The 1,772-nt window shown below is 68.2% G+C and carries 2 protein-coding genes and 1 pseudogene; all 3 read right to left on the bottom strand.

Features of this window, described 5'->3' with window-relative positions:
* Positions 1-120: pseudogene (locus ACSFA3_RS22545) on the bottom strand (peroxiredoxin); the annotation flags it as partial.
* Between the two features lie 154 nt (positions 121-274).
* Positions 275-706 carry a VOC family protein gene (locus ACSFA3_RS22550; protein ID WP_435469946.1) on the bottom strand — a complete coding sequence of 144 codons (432 nt, stop codon included), beginning with the start codon at positions 704-706 and terminating at the stop codon, positions 275-277.
* Positions 707-716: 10 nt separating this feature from the next.
* The coding region (locus tag ACSFA3_RS22555; protein ID WP_435507714.1) for a CaiB/BaiF CoA transferase family protein at positions 717-1,772 on the bottom strand (1,056 nt) is incomplete at its 5' end.

Here is a 1,772-nt window from a genome sequence, read left to right on the forward strand (position 1 = left end):
GGTGCCGGGCGACGAAAGCCGGATGTCGAGGCGCCCGTCGTCGCTGCGCGATGTGCCGTCGCGCCCGCCGGTGGTGTGGGTCTTGCCGGTGTAGAGGATCTTTGCGGTGGTGGAGCTCATGGGGATTCCTTTCAGGCTCGCCGGAATGGCGATGCATGGATTGAATCGGCGGGCTGTATCTGCGATGTGTCGAGCGGGGCGCACTTTTGCATGCCCGTGTGTGTGGCGGGCGGCCAGACACACTGGCGTACAAAACGGCCGGTTGAGCCGCCGGTCAGCGAGGAGCGCCCTTGAGCTCGACGGTGTTGCCGTCCGGGTCGGCGATGTAGATCGAGGGGCCATTGCCCTCGGCGCCGAAGTTGTTCTGCACCTCGCCCTGCACCGTGACGCCGTGGGCGGCCATCAGCGTGCGGATGGCCACTTCGTCGAAGGGCTCTATGCGTAGGCAGATGTGGTCGACATTGCGGCCTTCCACGCCAGCGAGCGCCCCGCCCTGCTTGCCCAGCGGGCCGTCGGGCGTGACGAGATCGATCAGGCTCGCGCCGGCGCGCAGGTGCACGAGCCCCAGGTCGTCGCGGCGCTTCTCGATGGCGCAGCCCAGCACGTCGCGATAGAACGTGATGGCGCGTTCCATGTCCTTCACGCGCAGCACGATGTGGTCGATGCGCAGCACCGAGAACGGTGGCGTGCGCATCGAGCCTGTCATGGTTGTTCCGTCAGACCACACCGGCCGACCGCAGGGCGTCGAAGCGGGCGGCGTCGATGCCCATTTCCGCCAGCACTTCCTGCGTGTGCTGGCCCAGCGCCGGCGGTGCATGGCGCAGCACGGGCGGCGTGGCTGTCAGGCGCAGCGGGCTCGCCACGCCGGTGATGCTGGCAATGCCGTCGCCCGCATCGCGCGGCAACGTTACCGCGAGGCCGCGCGCCTTGACCTGCGCGTCGTCGAAGGCCTGGGCGATGTCGTTGATCGGGCCACAGGGCACGGCCTTGTCTTCGAGCAGCGTGACCCACGCGGCCGTGGTGCGGGTGCGCGTGAGTTCTTCCATCATCGGGATCAGCACCAGGCGGTGCTTCACGCGCAGCGTGTTGGTGGCAAAGCGCGCGTCGGTCGCCCATTCCTGATGGCCGGCCGCTTCGCAGAAGCGCGCGAACTGCCCGTTGTTGCCGATGGCCAGCAGCATCGAACCGTCTTGAGTCGGAAAGTCCTGATACGGCGCGAGGCTCGGGTGCGTGTTGCCTTGGCGCTCGGGCGCCTTGCCGGTGTTGAGGAACGCGCTCGCCTGGTTGGCGAGGATGGCCATGCCCACGTCGAGCAGCGCCATGTCGATGTGCTGGCCTTCGCCCGTGCGGTCGCGCACCTGCAGCGCCGCGAGGATGGCGGTGCTGGCGTAGACGCCGGTGAACAGGTCCGTGAGCGCCACGCCCACTCGCAGCGGGCCGCCGCCGGGCACGTCATCAGGGCGGCCGGTGATGCTCATCATGCCGGTCATGGCCTGGATCATCAGGTCGTAGCCAGCGCGCTCGGCATAAGGGCCGTCGTGGCCGAAGCCGGTCACGCTGCAGTAGATGAGGCGCGGGTTGGCCGCGCGCAGGCTCTCGTGGTCGAGGCCGTATTGCTTCAGGCCCCCGGTCTTGAAGTTCTCGACCACGATGTCGGCCTGCGCCGCCATCTGCCTGAGCAGCGCCTGCCCGTCGGGCGTGGCCATGTCGACCGTGACCGAGCGCTTGTTGCGGTTGCAGGACGTGAAATAGCTGGCCTGGTCGGTGTCGTT

The organism is Variovorax glucosi, assembly GCF_051216695.1.
In the GTDB taxonomy this organism is placed as follows: Bacteria; Pseudomonadota; Gammaproteobacteria; order Burkholderiales; family Burkholderiaceae_C; genus Variovorax.

Excerpts from the sequence above, each read along its gene's own strand:
- ACSFA3_RS22550 (WP_435469946.1), bottom strand. The coding sequence starts at position 706 with ATGACAGGCTCGATGCGCACGCCACCGTTCTCGGTGCTGCGCATCGAC.